General features: G+C 44.1%; 1 protein-coding gene and 1 riboswitch. The gene reads left to right on the top strand.

Annotated elements, in window-relative coordinates; translation table 11 throughout:
* A riboswitch (cobalamin riboswitch) is annotated at positions 1–260 on the top strand. This riboswitch is flagged as partial in the annotation.
* 32 nt (positions 261–292) lie between these two features.
* Positions 293–479, top strand: a 187-nt coding sequence (locus HC176_RS19695; RefSeq protein WP_209309757.1) for a hypothetical protein, incomplete at its 3' end; no start/stop codon positions are given.

Genomic DNA, 479 nt, shown 5'->3' with positions numbered 1-479 from the left:
AAGGGAATCAGGAAAAGTTAGAAATAAGAAGTACGAAGTACGAATTATTTCTAACTTTTGAAGCGATCTCTAAGTGCGACTTCTAATTTCGTACTTCTACGATCGTACTTCAAACAAGCCTGAGCTGTTCCCGCAACTGTAAGCTTAGTCCCGATGCGTCGGAATGCCTTTTGTACACTTCATACCACTGTTCCAAATGCGAATGGGAAGGTTCACAAAAGGACGCGAGCCAGGAGACCTGCCAATTTTCTATCAATTAAAACCTTTAGGCTTTCGGGAAAAAAGCCTGCGGATGATGAAAAAAAGCGTCTACTATCTCTTATTTATAACACTGCTGCAAGCCTTTCCGGCTAATGCACAACTTGAATCCCTGCAACAATTGCCGGAGGTGATCCTAAGCGATATTCATCTTCACCGCAGCTCGTCTACCAATCATGTGCAGGTGCTAAAGGATTCGGTGCTGGACCAAAATCAGCCGG

The organism is Tamlana crocina (genome assembly GCF_012037625.1).
The sequence above is the reverse complement of the archived record's forward strand: the minus strand, read 5'-3'. Positions and strand labels throughout refer to the sequence as shown.